Origin of the sequence: Bradyrhizobium sp. LHD-71, from assembly GCF_031157255.1 — a bacterium.
GTDB lineage: Bacteria > Pseudomonadota > Alphaproteobacteria > Rhizobiales > Xanthobacteraceae > P52-10.
This window is the reverse complement of sequence record NZ_JAVIFX010000020.1, coordinates 56036-71962: the sequence shown is the minus strand read 5'-3', so window position 1 is coordinate 71962 and position 15927 is coordinate 56036. Positions and strand designations below refer to the sequence as shown.

Here is a 15927-nt window from a genome sequence, read left to right as displayed (position 1 = left end):
CGCAAGACCGGCTCTGGCACACGAGTTGCTAAGAGATTTCGGCGGGCAGCCGCTCGTATGCGCGAATTGGTCTTCATAATACAAACGCGAAGGATGCCGGGTGCAGGCTGGATTGCAAACCAAGGAGACCGGGCCCGTCGGATCGCTCGAGGACGCCGCTGAACCTCTGCTCGAATTGCGCGCAGTCACCAAGACGTTCGGCGAGGTCACGGCGCTGGCGCGGCTGGATGCGACAATCGCTCGTGGAGAGTTCGTCACGGTCGTGGGTCCGAGCGGCTGCGGCAAGAGCACATTGTTCAATATCGTCGCCGGCCTTGAAGAGCCGGACACAGGCGGCGTGCTGCGCTTCGAGGGCCGAAGCTGCCATGCGGCGGACCTGCTCGGCCAGGTTTCCTTCATGCCGCAGCGGGATCTGCTGCTGCCCTGGCGCAACGTAGTCGACAACGCCATCCTCGCCCTCGAGGTGGAAGGCGTGCCGCGCCAGCAGGCCCGCGCCCAAGCGCTCCGCATGCTTCCGGAGTTCGGCCTCGCCGGCTTCGAGAACCAGTATCCGCATCAGCTGTCGGGCGGCATGCGCCAGCGCGTTGCTCTGATGCGGACCTTTCTGTTCGAACGCGGCCTGATGCTGCTGGACGAGCCGTTCGGCGCACTCGATGCGCTGACGCGAGCGATGATGCAGCGATGGCTGCTGGACGTCTGGCAGAAATACCGACGCACCATTCTGTTCATCACCCATGACGTCGATGAAGCCATCTTTCTCGGCGATCGCGTGCTGGTGATGACCGCCCGCCCCGGCTCGGTCAAGCTCGAGCAGGTCGTCGACCTGCCGCGTCCGCGCCGCCCCGAGATCGTCACCGCTCCCGAATTCATCCGCCTGAAGCGCATCCTCCTCGAAGCGATCGAGGAGGAAAGCATCAAGTCGTTTCAATCGGCTACCGTCCGGGAGCAAACATCGTGACCGCCGCATCAAACAACCAGCCCAAATCGCTCGAACCGATATCGCTCCACGCACGCAGCATCGATCCTGCCGAATGGGATGCGCGGATCAAGCTCGCCGCCTGCTATCGCATGGTGGCGAAGCTCGGCATGGACGACCTGATCTACAACCATATCTCAGCGCGCGTTCCCGGCCATGAGGATCAGTTTCTGATCAACCCTTACGGCCTTCTGTTCGACGAGATCACTGCCTCGAGCCTCGTGAAGATCAATGTCGACGGCGAGAAGCTCGACGACACGCCTTACAGCGTCAATGTTGCGGCCTTCGTCATCCATGCCGCGATCCACAAGTCGAGCCCGGACGCCGCCTGCGTGCTGCATACCCATTCAGATGCCAGCGTTGCCGTGTCCGGTCAGGAAAAAGGGCTTCTGCCGCTCAGCCAGTTCGCGATGCGCTTCTATGACCGCCAGGCTTTCCACGACTACGAAGGCGTCGCCATCGATCTGGACGAGCAGACCCGGCTGGTCCGCGATCTCGGACCGCACAAGGTGATGCTGATGCGCAATCACGGCATCCTCACGGTCGGCCGTACGCCCGGTGAAGCCTTCATGCTGCTCTACTATTTCGAACGCGCCGCGCGCATCCAGCTGCAGATGCAGGCAGCGGCAGCCGCCGGCGTCACGCTCGTCATGCCGCCGCACGAGGTCTGCGAGAAGGCCGCGCGGCAGTTCTGGGAGCTGCAGGGCGACATCCTCATCCCCGGCGAGCGCGAATGGCCGGCGCTGATGCGCCAGCTCGACCGTATCGATCCGTCCTATCGCAACTGACCGATATCGACATCAGGAGTGACCATGCTGACCAGACGCCACGCCCTCGCTGCGGTCACCGCAGTTGCACTTGCTGCCGGCCTGCCTGCGCCTCACGCTTCGGCCGACGCGCTCACCAAGGCCACCCTGCGCCTGAAGTGGCTGCCGCAAGCCCAGTTTGCGGGCTTCTATGTTGCGCTCGCCAAAGGCTACTACAAGGCGGAGGGCATCGAGCTCACGATCAACCCCGGCGGCCCCAATCTCTTGACCGAGAACCTGGTTGCGACCGGCGCCGATACGTTCGGATTGTCGGGCGGCACCGACAGCGTGTTCGCCGCGCGAGATAAAGGCCTGCCGATCGTCTGCATCGGCGTTTCGCACCAGATCACCCCGTTCATCTTCGTCACGCGCAAGGACGGCGCGGTGAAGACCCTGCAAGACTTCAAGGGCAAGACCGTCACAACATGGTTCACCGGCGCCAATCATGTGCTGAACGGTATGCTGGCCAAGGAAGGCATCAAGGCCGACGAGCTGAAGATCCAGCCGCAGCAGGTCTCGGTGACGCCGTTCGTCGATGGCAGCGTCGATGTTGCGACCGCGACCTACTACAACGAGCTCTACGCTATCCAGACGCGAATGCCGAAGGACAGCCTGAAATCGTTCGTGGCCGAGGATTACGGCATCACTTTTCCACGCGACACGCTGATCGTTTCCGAGACCACCGCCCGCGAGAAGCCCGAGCTCGTCAAGGCGTTCCTGCGCGCCTCGATCAAGGGCTGGAAGGATGCGTTCGCTGATCCGAAGGCGGGCGTCGATGCAGTCATGGCGGTGGCGCCGACGCTCGACCGGGCGCATCAGGACTTCATGCTGACGGAGGTGAAGCGACTGATGACCGCCGGCAACGCCGCGCAGAGCGGCCTGTTCTCGATCGACCCGAATGCGATCAAGACCGCGCACGACTTCTTCCTCAAATACAGCGTAATCTCCAAGCCGGTCGACCTCGCTGCCGCCTATAATGCGAGCTTCATCGACAGCGTGCCGGCGGCGGATCGGCGGCCGTGAGCATCGACTCTGCGGCATTGTCCCTATCCAGCCGCGGCGCAGCCGGCCGGCCTGCGCCTTGGCACGATTGGATGCGCAAGGCGGTCCGGCTGCTGCTCGGGCTCGTCATCGCCGCAGTTGTCTGGGAAGGCGCCGTCGTCCTGTTCGGCATCAAGCCGCACTATCTTCCACGCCTGAGTGCAATTCTCGCGGCGATCGCCGCCACGCCGCAGGCTTACGTCGACGGCTTCCTGAGAACGCTTGCGGAAACGCTGATCGGTTTCGTCGCCGGCGGCGCCTTCGGCGTCCTGATCGGCATCGCCTTCTTCCGTCTGCGTGCTTTGCGCGAGATGGCGTTCCCCATTTTCGTCGTCTCGCAGACCATTCCCGTGATCGCTTTCGGCGCCCTGGTGGTTCTGTGGTTCGGCAACACCCTGCTCGCCAAGGCCGTGATCGCCTTCTACCTCACGTTCTTCCCGGTGACGGTCAATACCCTGCTCGGCCTTGAAACAGTCGATCCGAGGCAAGTGGCAATGATGCGGAGTTTCGGCGCATCGCGCCGGCAGCTTCTGCTGCGCCTGCAGCTTCCCACGGCGCTGCCGCAGATCTTCGTGGCGCTGCGGCTTGCGTCGTCTCTCAGCCTCGTCGGCGCGATCGTCGGCGAATGGTTCGGCGACACCACCGGCCTCGGCGTGCTGCTGTTGCAGGCGATGTACACCGAGAACGTCGTCGCAATCTGGGGCGCCTTGCTGGCGTCGGCGTTGCTCGGCACCGGCTTCTATGCATGCGTCGCCGCAGCAGAGCGTCGGCTGGTGTTCTGGAGTGCGGAGCAATGAGCGCCGCGGTCATGGCATCCCCATCGCTTGCGGCCCAGCGCGGCATCCTCGGTGCGGTCCTGCTCGTTGCGGCCTGGGAAGGGCTCGCGCGCGGGCTCGATCTGCCATCCTATGTGCTTCCCGCCGTCAGCGACATCCTGGCCAGCATCTGGTCGAACCGCATGCTGCTCACCCAAGCGGCCGGCTATACCTTGTTCGAGGCGCTGGCCGGCTATGGCGTCGGCTGCCTGATCGGCATAGCTCTCGCGGTCGTCATCACCATGTTGCCCCCCGTGCGCAGCGTGATGTTGCCGATTGCGACCGCGATCAATTCGGTGCCGGTGGTCGGTTATTCGCCGCTGATCCTGCTGTGGTTCGGCATCGGTGTCGCGTCGAAGGTCGTGATGGTCGCGATGGCGGTGAGCTTCACCGTATTCCTGTCGACGCTTGCCGGTTTCGACCGCGTCGACCGCCGCGCCGTCGATCTGCTGCGCAGCTTCGGCGCGGGCCGTTTCAAGATCCTCTTCCGCCTCCGCCTGCCGACGGCGTTGCCACTGATGCTGACCGCCATGCGCGTCTCGACCGTGCGCAGCGTCATCGTCGCGATCGTCACCGAGATGCTCGGCGCCTACGGCGGCCTCGGCTGGATCATCTACCAGGCCGTGCTGCAGATCGATTTCGTGCAGGTCTGGTCGGCGATCTTCGTCGCATCGGCAATCAGCCTGACCTTCTTCGGCCTGATCGGCGCCATCGAGCGCAGGATCCTGTTTTGGACGTGATCTCGTGAAACGACAAATGCATCTTGGCCTGTTCATTCTCGGAACGGGCAGTCATGTCGCAGGCTGGCGCTATCCCGGCGCTGTCGACAGCTTTCAGGATTTCTCGGCCATTCAGCGGATCGGACAGACCGCCGAACGCGGCAGGTTCGACCTGATCTTCATGGGCGACAATCTCTACGCCGATGCTGAGGCGCATCCCTCCTACACGCTGCGGCTGGAGCCGTTGACGATGCTCGCGGCGCTCGCGACGACGACCCGCCACATCGGGCTCGGCGCCACCGTCTCGACCACCTACAGCGATCCGTTCTCGGTCGCGCGCGTGTTCGCCTCGCTCGACCACATCAGCAACGGCCGTGCCGCCTGGAATGCGGTCACCACCGCGAATGCGGCAACCGCCGCCAATTTCGGCACGACTCATCCTGATCATGCCCGACGCTACGAGATGGCCGACGAATTCCTCACCGTCGTCAAAGGCCTCTGGGACGGCTGGTCGGATGACGCGATCGTCGCCGATCGTGCGAGCGGACTTTACATCGATCCGGCAAAGTTACGCGCGATCGACCACACCGGCACCTTCTTCAAGGTGAAGGGGCCGCTCAACATCGGTCGCAGCCCGCAAGGCCATCCGATCGTGCTGCAGGCCGGCGGATCCGAGGCGGGCCAGGAGCTCGCCGCACGCACCGCCGACATCGTCTTTTCGGTCGTGCAGGATATCGAGGAAGCGAAGGCCGGCTACGCCTCGCTCAAGAACCGCCTGCCTGCATTCGGCCGCGCACGCGAGGACGTCACCGTGCTGCCGGGCGTGATGCCGATTGTCGGCCGCACCGACAAACAGGCTTTCGAGAAGCTCGCCACCCTGCAGAGCTTCGTCAGCGGCTCCAACGCGCTCGCGATCCTGTCCGACAGGTTCGGCCAGGACATATCGGCTTATGATCTCGACGGCCCGATCCCGGACATCGCCCTGCCCGACAGCTATCACAGCTTCGCCCGGGTCATGCTCGCCAAAGCGCGGCGCGAGAACATGACGCTGCGCGACCTCTACAATCTCACCGCGGCGGCGCGCGGTCACTGGGTGCTGTGCGGCTCGGCGGAAAACATTGCCGATACGCTGCAGCAGTGGTTCGAGAGCTACGCGGCTGACGGCTTCAACGTCATGCCGCCCTACTTCCACGAAGGCTTTGAGGATTTCATCGACCTCGTGGTCCCGATCCTGCAGGAGCGCGGTCTGTTCCGGGCCGACTATGAGGGGATGACACTACGTGATCACCTTGGATTGCTGCGACCCAAGAATACCCGGTTCGAGCCATGATTTGAGTTTTGCGAAAACGTGGACGCCACATGGACGATGCTTGTGCACATGAGTGATCAGCGAGGAGAAGAACACGATGATTACGCGACGCACCGTGGTTGCTGCAGCATGTACAACGGCGGTGTGGTCCTTCACACCAGCTATCGTCCGCGCAGCCACCAAGGCGACCCTTCGCATGAAGTGGCTGCCACAAGCTTCCTTTGCCGGTTACTACCGGGCCCAGGAAAAGGGCTACTACCGCGACGAAGGTCTCGATCTTGACATTATTCCTGGCGGGCCCAACGTCCTGACTGAGAATTTGGTAGCCACGGACGCGGACATCTTCGGGCTGTCGGGAGGCACCGACAGTGTCCTGGTCGCGCGCGACAAGGGGCTTCCGGTGGTGTGCTTCGGTCTTGCTCATCAAGTGACACCCTTTGTTTTCGTTGCGCGCAGGGACGGGCCGGTCAAGACGGTGCGCGACATGAAAGGTAAGCGCGTCGTTGCCTGGTTCACCGGAGCCAACTACGTCCTTGCCAGCATGCTCGCAAAAGCGGGACTTGGTCCGGACGATGTCACGATACAGCCACAGCAGGTGAGCGTGACACCGTTCACGAAGGGCGAAGTCGATGTCTGTGCGGCGACCGTATACAACGAGCTCTACACAATCGAGCAGCGGCTCGGACGCGAAAATCTCCGAACCTTCGTCGCAGAGGATTCGGGCATCACGGTTCCGCGCGACACCTTGATTACCTCCGAAAAGATCATGCGGGACAATCCGGCGATTGCCGCAGGATTCCTCAGAGCCTCGATCAAGGGATGGAAGGATGCGTTCGCTAATCCCGCGAGCGCCATAGACACGCTTCTTAGAGTCGCCCCAACGCTCGATCGGACACACCAGGAGTATTCGCTTCGAGAGAACAGACGTCTTCTCACAGCTGGATTAGTGCCTGAGAATGGATTGCTGTGGCTCGATATGAAGGCCATTCAATCGGCGCACGACTTTTTTCTGCAGAGCAAGGTCATCAGCAAGCCAGTTGAGCTCGAAAAGACATTCCGCGTCGGGCCGCTCCAGACAATTCCCGTTACCGAACGGCGTGCCTGACGGCCCGAGCCAATCGTCTTTCCGCGCCAATATCTCAGCTTCAACATTCATCCGGGAATGCCGGAGCTGATGTCAAAGACTGATCAAAGGTGGGAGCAGAATCGCCTCGACCTACGCGACAACCTAAATGGAGCATAAGCATGTCTGACAGAAGAGAGTTGACTGAGGTTCCGGCCATCGATCTTGGACCTTCATTTGCAGCTGGCGAGGCAGGTCGCGATCAGGTGGCAGCCGAAATCCGCCGCGCCTGCGAAGATATCGGTTTTTTTTCGATCGTCGGCCATCGCGTCCCCGACGACATCGTCGAGGCGCTCCGGCGCGAAGCGCGCGCGTACTTTGCACTGCCTCCCGAGGAGAAGCTCAAAACGCCGCAGCCGCCCGAAAAAATCAGCCGCGGCTACAGTCATGTGGGCAGCCGAGGGCTTGCCTTTTCGCTTGGTAAGGAGACACCGCCCGATCTTCAAGAGAGCTTCGCGATGGGCCCCATCAAGTCGGCGCCCCCGGCCATCGCCGGAACCTCAGCGGAAAGGTTGTTCTTCCTCCCAAATTCCTGGCCGGCGGGTCGTCCGCAGTTCCGCGCCGCATTCGAGGCCTACTACAGTGAGATGGACAGGATCGCGGTGCACCTCCTGCGCCTGTTCGCCAGGGCCTTGAATCTCGATGACGACTTCTTCGACAGCAAGGTCAACGAGGCGACCAGCACGATGCGAGCGATTTATTACCCGCCGCAAGATCGCGCACCCGAACCGGGGCAGCTTCGAGCCGGGGAGCATACGGATTACGACACGCTCACCATCCTGAAAGGCGATGACGTTCCAGGCGGCCTGCAGGTTAAACTTCGCCACGGAGGTTGGGTCGACGTGCATCCGCGAGGCGATGCCTTCGTGTGCAACATCGGCGACCTCATGATGCGCTGGACCAATGACGAATGGGTGTCAAATCTTCACCGTGTGGCGAATCCGCCTCCCGAAGCGATGATGCTCGGACGTCTCAGCATTCCGTTCTTTCACAATCCTAACGTCGATGCAGAAATCCGATGCATCACTTCCTTCTATGACAGGGGTGTCGGAGAGAAATATCCGCCGGTGAAATTCGGCGATTTCTATCTATCCAAGCATATGAAGGCGCAGAATATGGCGAAGACAGCGTGACGTGAGCGCCGGAGCCATAGCAGTTCGGCGAAGACGTAGCAGCGGATTCGGCCCGGCTCGCCGACGAACCTGCACTTTCACGAGGAGCTGGAGCGGGCGAAGGGAATCGAACCCTCGTATGCAGCTTGGGAAGCTGCCGTTCTACCATTGAACTACGCCCGCGACGCAGGGCGAACCTAACGAAGCGGCATGCCATCGGCAAGGCCATCGTGTGCCGGCCGCGGACCCGCGTTTTGCAGCGGAAAAGCGTACGTGAACGGGCCGGCCGGCCGTGACGGAGCGGGGAACGTTGCGGTTCGCCGCAACTTAACATTCCATGAGAGTCGGCCTCGTGATCGCAGCCAGCCTTCTCGCCGCGCCCTCCTCCGCGGCCGCGGATCCATGGACGCGCCTGCGGAACGCAACCGCAAACGAGCTCTGCTGGGACACCGTGCGGAGCATTGCCCGGGAAAAATATCCCACCGTGAAGCTGGACGATCCACCGCAGAAACTGGTGAACCTGGGCCGGCCAGCCGAGCCGCCTCCCATCAAGCAGAGCCGCAAGAGCTTCCCTGGCATCCGGACTTGCTAGCCGGCGCCACGTGATCTTGCATTGCTTCATCGACGTTGCGCGCACGCATGCGCAGGCTCTAAATTATTCTTATGCCGGCCTCGCGAAATGAAGCGCCGGATTTGCGAGGAATCCCCATGTCCGGCTTTTCGTCGATCTTCGACCTCCTGCAGCGTGCAACCGATGCCGGCGACGTGCCCGGCGTCGCAGTTTCGGTGGCAACGCCGGACGGCGTCGCCTTTGAAGGCGCCGCCGGTAAACGCGACCTCGCCAACGGCGCGGCGATGACACCCGACACCGTGGTCAGGATCGCCTCGATGACGAAGGCGATCACCGGCGCCTGCGCGATGCAGCTCGTCGAGCAGGGTAAGCTCGATCTCGATGCGCCGATCGGCGCGTTGCTGCCGGAGCTCGGCTCGGCGATGGTGCTGGAAGGCTACGAGGCCGACGGCAAGCCACGCATGCGCACGCCGAAGCGGCCGATCACGCTCCGCCACCTGCTCACGCACACCTCCGGACATACCTACGACTTCTGGAACGCAACGATCGGCGAGTACCGCACCAGGTCGCGCACGCCGCCGCTCGGCTCGGGCCTGCTGTCGTCGCTGTCGATACCGTTGCTGTTCGATCCCGGCGAGCGATGGGAGTACAGCATCAGCATCGACTGGGTAGGCCGCGCGGTCGAAGAGGCGACCGGCGTCAGGCTTGCCGATTACATGCAGAGCAACCTGTTCGGCCCACTCGGCATGGTCGACACGGGCTTTCGCATCAATGACAGCCAGCGCGCGCGGCTGGCAATGCTCTACGCGCGCACGAGCGAGGGCCTGACGCCAGCCACGCGCGAACCACCAGCCAATCCCGAATTCGACGGCGGTGGCGGAGGTCTCTTCTCGACGGTGCAGGATTATACGAAATTCACGCAGATGATCCTATACAAGGGCCGGTTCAACGGCGCGCAGATCCTGAAGCCTGAGACCGTCGCGTTGATGTCACAGAATGCCATGGGCGATATCGACGTGCAGCGGTTGCCGCCAGTCGTGCCGACGCTGACCAATGCCGTCGACTTCATCGACGGCATGAAGTGGGGTCTTACGTTCCTGATCAATCCGACACCGACAGCGACCGGTCGCTCGGCGGGCTCGCTCGCCTGGGCCGGATTGATGAACTCATATTACTGGATCGATCCGGTGAAGCAGGTCACAGGCGTGTATGCGACCCAGATCCTGCCCTTCTGCGATGTCAAATCACTCAAGTTGTTCGAGGATTTCGAGAGAGCCGTGTACGAGGCGATGTAGCCGTCATTGCGAGCGAAGCGACGCCGTTCTTCGAACGGCTATGCCTCGCAATGACGGGTGTTACGTTTGTTACGTCCTGAAATGCTTCGACAGTTTCAGGCCCTGCGCCTGATAGTTTGAGCCGATGCGCTGGCCGTAGAGCGCGTCGGGACGCGAGATCATCTTCTCGTAGACCAGGCGACCGACGATCTGCCCGTGCTCGAGGATGAACGGCACCTCGCGTGAGCGCACCTCCAGCACCGCCCGGGAGCCTTGGCCTCCCGCGCCGGCACAACCGAAACCCGGATCGAAGAAGCCTGCATAGTGCACACGGAATTCACCAACCAAAGGATCGAACGGCACCATCTCGGCGGCGTAGTCCGGCGGCACCTGCACCGCCTCCTTCGAGGCAAGGATATAGAACTCGCCGGGATCGAGGATCAGGCTCTGGTCCTCACGCGCGGTGATCGGCTCCCAGAACTCCTCGACCGGATAGCCGGCGCGGCGGTCGACGTCGACAACGCCGGTATGACGCTTGGCGCGATAGCCGACGAACCCGTTCGAGCCTTTGCCGGAGAGATCGACGCTGAGCGCTAGGCCGTTCGACAAGTCGGCGTCGTCGCTGTCGACCAGCCGCTCCGCCTCATGCAGCTCCGCAAGCGCCGGTCCGTCGAGCGCCGCCTCGCCCTGGCGAAAGCGGATCTGCGACAGCCGCGAGCCTTCGCGCAACAGCACCGGGAACGTCTTCGGGCTGATCTCTGCATAGAGCGGCCCGTGATAGCCGGGATCGATCATGTCGAAGCGGCGCGTGCCGTCGGCGATCACGCGTGTGAACACGTCAAGGCGGCCGGTCGAACTCTTCGGGTTGGCCGCCGCGGCGACGCTCGGAGGCAACGCGAGGCTTTCGATCAGCGGCACAATGTAGACGCAGTTCGTTTCCAGCACCGCTCCGTCCGCAAGCGCGATCTCGTGCAGCTTCAGGTCCTCGATCCGGTCGGCAACGGTGGCGCCCGGCCCCGGAAGGAAGCTCGCGCGCACCCGATAGGCGACGTCGCCCAGGCGCAGGTCGAGGCTCGCCGGCTGGATCTGGCTTTCGATGAAGGGATACGCCGGCAGGATCGCGCCGGCATCTGCCATCGCCGCGATCATGCGGTCGGGCAGAATTCCCTTTGCGTCAGGCGGCAGCGTGAGCGGCACGTCGTCATCCTGCAACAGCTTGGAATTGCATAATCTAGACACGTTTCCGGTTATCTGATGGCCGTCTTGACGGAAAGAGCGCCACCGATTAAGAGCATGACTTATCCCGTGGTGATTTGAGCCGGCCGGCTTGCAGCCACGTTAAATAAATCGCTAAACAGGCCGGGGACACGAGTGATCCCGGCCCATCGGACTTGTCCGAGGCCGGTTTTTTATTGGCCAAACAGGCCCCAAGGAGGTCACCTTGTCCGAATCCCGTACCGGCGCCAAGACCGGCACCCGTCATTACCATCCCGAAACCCGGCTCGTGCACGGCGGCACGCTGCGCTCGCAATTCGGCGAGACGTCCGAAGCCCTGTTCCTGACGCAGGGCTACGTTTACGACAGCGCCGAGCAATGCGCGGCGCGCTTTTCCAATACCGACCCCGGTTTCATCTACTCCCGGTTCGCCAACCCGACCGTCTCCATGTTCGAAGAACGCATGGTCGAGCTCGAAGGCGCGGAGGCCGCGCGCGCGACCGCGACCGGAATGGCCGCGGTGACGACTGCGATCCTGGCGCCGCTGCGCGCCGGCGACCACGTGGTCGCGGCGAAGGCGATGTTCGGCTCTTGCCGCTTCGTGGTCGAGGACCTGCTTCCGCGCTACGGCATCACCTCGACGCTGGTCGACGGCACGGAGCTCGACCAGTGGCAGAAGGCGATGCGGCCGAACACCAGGACGCTGTTTCTCGAAAGCCCGACCAACCCAACGCTCGAGGTGCTCGACATCGCCGAGATCGCCAAGATCGCCCATGCCGGCGGCGCGCGGCTGATCGTCGACAACGTGTTCGCGACACCCCTGTGGCAGAGCCCGCTCGAGCTCGGCGCCGACGTCGTCGTCTATTCGGCGACCAAGCATATCGACGGGCAGGGCCGCTGCCTCGGCGGCGTGATCCTGTCGAGCAACGACTTCATCCAGGAGCACATCCATAATTTCCTGCGCCAGACCGGCCCCTCGATGTCGCCGTTCAACGCCTGGGTGCTGCTGAAGGGCCTCGAGACGCTTGGCGTGCGCGTGCGCCAGCAGACCGAGAGCGCCGCGAAGGTGGCAGACGCGCTGGCGAAGCATCCGAAGATTGCGAAGGTCATTTATCCTGGTCGCGCCGACCATCCGCAGGCGGCGATCGTCAAGAAGCAGATGCGTGCCGGCTCTTCGCTGGTCGCCTTCGAGGTGAAGGGCGAGCGCGCCGCCGCGTTCCGCACGCTGAACGGACTGAAGCTCACGCGCATTTCCAATAACCTCGGCGACGCCAAGAGCCTCGTCACGCATCCGACCACGACGACGCACCAGCGGCTGACGGCGGAAGCGCGCGCCGAACTCGGCATCACCGAAGGCATGATCCGCTTCTCGGCAGGCCTGGAACATGCCGACGACCTGATCGAAGATCTGTACACAGCGCTGGAGAAAGCCTGAGCGCCCTGTCAGCTACATCGGCCGGACCATCATCACGTCCGGCCGAACCTCGATCCCCTGCTGCACACGCGCGACCGTATCGATGATCGTGTCGCCGAGGAGTTGAGCGAAGCAGGCATAACCCCAGTCATTCAGATGCAAACCATCCTTGATGACGAACGTGTCGAACGGCTGCTTCTGGTCGCTGTGCCAGCTGCGCATGACCGCGAAGCGCGGGAAACGGGCGATCTGCTTCGCCTGGGCGACGCGGCCGAGCAAGTCCACCATTTTGCCCGCCTTCTCCTGGTGGTCCTTGCCGGTCGTCGCCGGCACGTATTGCGGATCGATCAGCACGACATCCGCGCCGGTCGCTTTGAGCCGGTCGATGCCGTCGCTGAGCAACGCCTCCGTGCGCACGACTTCCGCGTCATCGCCCTTGATGACGGTGTTGGTGCCGAGCTGCCAGATGACGAGGTCGGGCTTGGCGTCGAGTACTGCGGCCTTGAGGCGCGCCATCATTTGCGGCGTATCCTCGCCGCCGATCCCGCGGTTGAGCACGGTGATATCGGCTGCGGGAAACTTCCGCCGCAACTGGTCGGCCAGACGGTAGGGATAGGAGAAGATCGGCGAGGTGGTGCCGAAGCCCACCGTCGATGACGAGCCGAAAGCAACAATCGTCACCGGCTGGTTTGCGGCGAGCTTTTTCGCGACATGCGGAAGCGAGCCTTCCAGGTAGACGCCCTTGTTCGAGCATGGCACCCGCTTGAAGATGTCGGCGGCGCGCTTGACGAGCTCGTCGAGCTTTTCAGTGGCACCATCGACGCGCTCCTTCGCTCGCTCGCCGAGGCTCTTGCCCGACTCCTGCGGATTCGTGGCGGCCATGTTCGAAGAGCTTTGCGCCGACGCCCGGTGTGGCGGAATGAGCGCTACCAGCGACAGCATCAGCGCCAGAGCCGCGCCTCGCCCCGGCCGGGTCAAAGCAATACGCCTATACATCAGTTCTGAACCTTGGGCTCCGCCGGATCGAGCCTGGCCGCAGAGATCACGAGATTGGCTAGCGCCTGTCCGAGACAATCATGCACGCCTTTTGCCAGCGCGAAACTGCGCGACGAATTCGACAGGTCGAACTCGCCGGTCTCGTTCCAGTTTTGCATGATCGCATACCGGTCGAACAAGGGTACGTCCTGCTGTTGCGCCACGGCGCGAATATTGTCGAGATACGGCGACGTAGGGATCATGGTCTCCATGCGCGGGCTGTACTGCAGGTTCATCAGCACGACATCCGTCCCCGCAGCCTTCACCGCGGCGGTGCCCTCGTCGAGAGCATTGCGAAAATCGTCCAAATGGATCGCGCGTATCGCATCGACCGTGCCCGTCTGCCAGACGAGCAGGTTCGGCTTGCGTTCAATAACGAGCGCCGACAGCGTTTCGACGACGTCCTCCGCCGTTCGCTTCGGCTGCAACTTTGTCGTCACTGTCACGGCAACGCCGGGCAGCTTTTCGCGCAAGCTCGCCTCGAGACGGGCCGGGTATGCTGTCAACGCGCCGTCGGGGCTCGCCAGGCTCGACGAGCCCGAGCCGACAACCAGCACGTCCAGCGCCCTTGTGTCCTTCACCGCTCTCGCAACCTTCTCCAAAGTGATGTCACCGACTGCAAGCAGATCGGCGGGCACGTCGCATGCCCGGTCGGCCGGCTTCGGCTCGGCGCCCTTGAGCTCCTGCGCGCAGGCGGGTGCGGCGGCGAAAAAGCCGGCGATCACCACTGCACTGAAGAAGGCCTTCATGGCGCTCCTCCGGAAGCCCCGGTTGCGGCGCGTGGGCCGCTCTTTTCTGCCACACCCTTGTACCATGCCAGCAGTCCCGCGGCGGCACACATCAGGCCTATGCCGGCGACACTGGTCATGAAATGTATCCACGCGCTGCCGGAAAGTTCCACAATGACGAAATGGCCGGCAAACGCCAGAAACACGCCGACACAGAACACCTCCAGCGAATGCTGGCCGCACACGATCATCGGCCGCAGCCAGATCGACTTCAGGCCCCGCCAGCCCTTGGGGATAAAATGGACGGTCAGGGCCGCGAGGGCAAGAAAATGAGCAAATCTTAATACGTCGAGATCGGTCTTGCTGATCGGATAGATCCAGCGCGCCAGCACGTTCGGCATCAGGAAATCAATCCTCGGAAAGTGCCAGGTCAGCGTCACCGCGAAGCAGAACGCCAGATAGGCGGCGGCAAGCCCGAGGGTGACACGCGAGGTGAGGATCCGCGACATGCGCGCAGCACCGCCGAGCGCGCACCACGCACCGAACACGAACAGCAGCTGCCAGGCGAACGGGTTGAAGAACCACGAACCGTTGGGCCAGGACGGCAACGCCAGCTCCCATTCCCAGGTGATCGCATACAGTCCGACCGACAGCGCCAACGCCAGATCGGCCTTCCTGCGCAGCAGCCACAACACCGGCGGGAAGAACACCATCAGCACGATGTAGAGCGGCAGCACGTCCATGTTGACCGGCCGAAACCGCAGCAAAAGGGCCTGTATGATCGTCACATCGGGCTGCTTCAGGAAATCGAGGATGTTCATTTCCTCGGCATAGAGCGGGTTTTCGAACCGCGTCGCGACGTACGAGATTTCCGCCAGATAGATCGTGAACAGGAAGATGTGCGCGACGTAGATCTGCCAGGCCCGCTTGACGATGCGCGCGCTGGCGACGATGAAGCCGCTGCTCTGCATCGCCCGGCCGTAGACGAAGGCTGCGGTATAGCCGGAGATGAAGATGAATATCTCCGTCGCGTCGCTGAACCCGTAGTTGCGCAGGGTGAACCAGGTCAGCACATTGGCCGGCAGGTGATCGATGAAGATCAACCACAGGGCGAGCCCGCGAAACAGATCGAGCCGCAGTTCGCGCTCGCCGACCGGCGGCGCGACCGTCAGGGCGTCTCGCAGCGGTATCGCATGCTGTGCAGCGGCAAGCGCCATTCGAACGTCCGACCCAACTGATTTGCGGCAAATTCTATCGCGATCCTGCAGGCCATGACAGATCCGCAAGCTTGCGGATCACCGAAAGTTCAAAAATGCCGATGGCCTGGCGGCAGCCTTTCGTTCGCCTGACGTTGTCGGCTATAATAAGGCCAATTCAGGACGGCTCACGAATGTACAAGGCTGTTACCCGCGCCATCGAGGTTACTGTCGAGCCGAGCTTCATGCCCGACCGGTCATCTGCGGAGAAGCATTACTTCTTCTGGGCGTACCGGATCGTCATCGTCAATCACGGCTCCGAAACCGTCCAGTTGAAGACCCGGCACTGGATCATCACCGACGCATCGGGGCGGGAACAGGTGGTGAAAGGCGAAGGCGTAGTCGGCGAGCAGCCAACGCTCAGTCCTGGCGAAACCTTCGAATACACCAGCGGAGTTCCGCTACAGACTTCATCCGGATTCATGACCGGCCGCTATCAGATGGTCACTGATGGCGGCGAGCGTTTCGAGATCGACATCCCGACATTCTCGCTGGACAGTCCGAGCGTGGCGCGAACGCTGAACTGACGCCGC

15 protein-coding genes, 1 tRNA gene and 1 riboswitch are annotated in these 15927 nt (G+C 62.7%); of the genes, 11 read left to right on the top strand and 5 right to left on the bottom strand.

Annotated features, from left to right (window positions below; translation table 11 throughout):
- The first annotated feature begins 100 nt into the window (after positions 1 to 100).
- The 8 genes from RCO31_RS21650 (at position 101) to RCO31_RS21615 (ending at position 7922) form a co-directional block, all read left to right on the top strand.
- Positions 101 to 958, top strand: coding sequence for an ABC transporter ATP-binding protein (locus RCO31_RS21650; RefSeq protein WP_308970576.1), 858 nt, complete (start codon positions 101 to 103; stop codon positions 956 to 958).
- A gap of 38 nt (positions 959 to 996) precedes the next feature.
- Positions 997 to 1764, top strand: a complete 768-nt coding sequence (locus tag RCO31_RS21645) for a class II aldolase/adducin family protein (protein ID WP_374991524.1) — start codon at positions 997 to 999, stop codon at positions 1762 to 1764.
- A gap of 24 nt (positions 1765 to 1788) precedes the next feature.
- A complete protein-coding gene (locus RCO31_RS21640) occupies positions 1789 to 2805 on the top strand; it encodes an ABC transporter substrate-binding protein (RefSeq protein ID WP_308970575.1) in 1017 nt (338 codons plus the stop codon).
- The gene (locus tag RCO31_RS21635; protein WP_308970574.1) at positions 2802 to 3620 is read left to right on the top strand and encodes an ABC transporter permease; all 819 of its coding nucleotides are present in this window, start codon (positions 2802 to 2804) and stop codon (positions 3618 to 3620) included. The genes RCO31_RS21640 and RCO31_RS21635 overlap by 4 nt, the downstream gene beginning before the upstream one ends.
- Complete coding sequence (locus tag RCO31_RS21630; RefSeq protein WP_308970573.1) at positions 3617 to 4378, top strand: ABC transporter permease; 762 nt, start codon at positions 3617 to 3619, stop codon at positions 4376 to 4378. The genes RCO31_RS21635 and RCO31_RS21630 overlap by 4 nt, the downstream gene beginning before the upstream one ends.
- A gap of 4 nt (positions 4379 to 4382) precedes the next feature.
- A complete protein-coding gene (locus RCO31_RS21625) occupies positions 4383 to 5687 on the top strand; it encodes an LLM class flavin-dependent oxidoreductase (protein WP_308970572.1) in 1305 nt (434 codons plus the stop codon).
- 76 nt (positions 5688 to 5763) lie between these two features.
- On the top strand, positions 5764 to 6771 hold the full coding sequence (locus tag RCO31_RS21620) for an ABC transporter substrate-binding protein (RefSeq protein WP_308970571.1): 1008 nt from the start codon (positions 5764 to 5766) through the stop codon (positions 6769 to 6771).
- 89 nt (positions 6772 to 6860) lie between these two features.
- Positions 6861 to 7922: a 2-oxoglutarate and iron-dependent oxygenase domain-containing protein gene (locus tag RCO31_RS21615; RefSeq protein ID WP_308970570.1), complete on the top strand. Its 1062-nt coding sequence runs from the start codon at positions 6861 to 6863 to the stop codon at positions 7920 to 7922.
- Between the two features lie 88 nt (positions 7923 to 8010).
- On the opposite strand, the gene RCO31_RS21610 is transcribed toward RCO31_RS21615, so the two are convergent.
- Positions 8011 to 8084, bottom strand: a tRNA-Gly gene (locus RCO31_RS21610).
- Between the two features lie 525 nt (positions 8085 to 8609).
- Between RCO31_RS21610 and RCO31_RS21605 the strand changes: the two genes are divergently transcribed.
- Positions 8610 to 9767: a serine hydrolase domain-containing protein gene (locus RCO31_RS21605; RefSeq protein ID WP_308970569.1), complete on the top strand. Its 1158-nt coding sequence runs from the start codon at positions 8610 to 8612 to the stop codon at positions 9765 to 9767.
- A gap of 69 nt (positions 9768 to 9836) precedes the next feature.
- On the opposite strand, the gene RCO31_RS21600 is transcribed toward RCO31_RS21605, so the two are convergent.
- Complete coding sequence (locus RCO31_RS21600) at positions 9837 to 10943, bottom strand: 2'-deoxycytidine 5'-triphosphate deaminase (protein ID WP_308970568.1); 1107 nt, start codon at positions 10941 to 10943, stop codon at positions 9837 to 9839.
- 98 nt (positions 10944 to 11041) lie between these two features.
- A riboswitch (SAM riboswitch) is annotated at positions 11042 to 11121 on the top strand.
- Positions 11122 to 11187: 66 nt separating this feature from the next.
- On the opposite strand from RCO31_RS21600, the gene RCO31_RS21595 reads away from it, so the two are divergent.
- Positions 11188 to 12396 carry an O-succinylhomoserine sulfhydrylase gene (locus RCO31_RS21595; protein ID WP_308970567.1) on the top strand — a complete coding sequence of 403 codons (1209 nt, stop codon included), beginning with the start codon at positions 11188 to 11190 and terminating at the stop codon, positions 12394 to 12396.
- A gap of 12 nt (positions 12397 to 12408) precedes the next feature.
- Here RCO31_RS21595 and RCO31_RS21590 read toward each other — a convergent pair whose 3' ends face one another.
- From RCO31_RS21590 to RCO31_RS21580, 3 genes are read right to left on the bottom strand one after another with little or no spacing between them, the layout of a single operon-like run.
- Positions 12409 to 13371, bottom strand: a complete 963-nt coding sequence (locus RCO31_RS21590) for an SGNH/GDSL hydrolase family protein (protein ID WP_308970566.1) — start codon at positions 13369 to 13371, stop codon at positions 12409 to 12411.
- On the bottom strand, positions 13371 to 14159 hold the full coding sequence (locus tag RCO31_RS21585) for an SGNH/GDSL hydrolase family protein (protein ID WP_308970565.1): 789 nt from the start codon (positions 14157 to 14159) through the stop codon (positions 13371 to 13373). Before RCO31_RS21585 ends, RCO31_RS21590 begins: the two co-directional genes overlap by 1 nt.
- The gene (locus tag RCO31_RS21580; protein ID WP_308970564.1) at positions 14156 to 15355 is read right to left on the bottom strand and encodes an OpgC domain-containing protein; all 1200 of its coding nucleotides are present in this window, start codon (positions 15353 to 15355) and stop codon (positions 14156 to 14158) included. The genes RCO31_RS21585 and RCO31_RS21580 overlap by 4 nt, the downstream gene beginning before the upstream one ends.
- Before the next feature lie 173 nt (positions 15356 to 15528).
- Between RCO31_RS21580 and apaG the strand changes: the two genes are divergently transcribed.
- Positions 15529 to 15921 (top strand): Co2+/Mg2+ efflux protein ApaG, encoded by a 393-nt coding sequence (gene apaG / locus RCO31_RS21575; protein ID WP_308970563.1) that lies wholly within the window; start codon positions 15529 to 15531, stop codon positions 15919 to 15921.
- Positions 15922 to 15927: the final 6 nt, after the last annotated feature.

Bases quoted from the DNA above. Each gene is read 5' to 3' on its own strand.
- RCO31_RS21640 (WP_308970575.1), top strand. From the start codon at position 1,789: ATGCTGACCAGACGCCACGCCCTCGCTGCGGTCACCGCAGTTGCACTT.
- RCO31_RS21630 (WP_308970573.1), top strand. From the start codon at position 3,617: ATGAGCGCCGCGGTCATGGCATCCCCATCGCTTGCGGCCCAGCGCGGC.
- RCO31_RS21620 (WP_308970571.1), top strand. From the start codon at position 5,764: ATGATTACGCGACGCACCGTGGTTGCTGCAGCATGTACAACGGCGGTG.
- RCO31_RS21605 (WP_308970569.1), top strand. From the start codon at position 8,610: ATGTCCGGCTTTTCGTCGATCTTCGACCTCCTGCAGCGTGCAACCGAT.
- RCO31_RS21590 (WP_308970566.1), bottom strand. From the start codon at position 13,371: ATGTATAGGCGTATTGCTTTGACCCGGCCGGGGCGAGGCGCGGCTCTG.
- RCO31_RS21585 (WP_308970565.1), bottom strand. From the start codon at position 14,159: ATGAAGGCCTTCTTCAGTGCAGTGGTGATCGCCGGCTTTTTCGCCGCC.
- RCO31_RS21580 (WP_308970564.1), bottom strand. From the start codon at position 15,355: ATGGCGCTTGCCGCTGCACAGCATGCGATACCGCTGCGAGACGCCCTG.
- apaG (WP_308970563.1), top strand. From the start codon at position 15,529: ATGTACAAGGCTGTTACCCGCGCCATCGAGGTTACTGTCGAGCCGAGC.